The sequence below is a fragment of the Campylobacter sp. 2457A genome (assembly GCF_020135895.1).
Taxonomy (GTDB): Bacteria; Campylobacterota; Campylobacteria; order Campylobacterales; family Campylobacteraceae; genus Campylobacter_D; species Campylobacter_D taeniopygiae.
The window spans coordinates 1-309 of record NZ_JACHTO010000116.1; the positions used below are offsets into that span (position 1 = coordinate 1).

Consider the following 309-nt stretch of genomic DNA (forward strand, 5'->3'; position numbering starts at 1 on the left):
GATTGGATAACGGGGGGGGGATGAACAACTTTTTGCTTTGTTAGAATCTTTCAAAGAAGCTTTTGGTTTTAAACTTGTTTTTTTAGGTTTTGAAAATTCTGGAAGAGTTCTTTTGTCAGATAGAAAAATATTGGATTCTAAATCTTTCAATTTACAAAATGCTGGATGGTATCAGTCAGCACATGGCGCAACCAAAACTGTTGTTTATGGGCCATATAAATCTGCAACAGATGGAGTTTCTGCATTAACTTATACAATGCCTATTTATAAAAATGGAAAATTTATAGGGGCCGTCGGCGGTGATTATAG

Annotated in this window: 1 protein-coding gene; it reads left to right on the forward strand. The window is 35.0% G+C overall.

Annotated features, from left to right (window positions below):
• Positions 1-37 precede the first annotated feature (37 nt).
• Positions 38-309: PDC sensor domain-containing protein (locus H2280_RS08585; protein ID WP_337216274.1), on the forward strand; the 272-nt coding region annotated here is incomplete at its 3' end.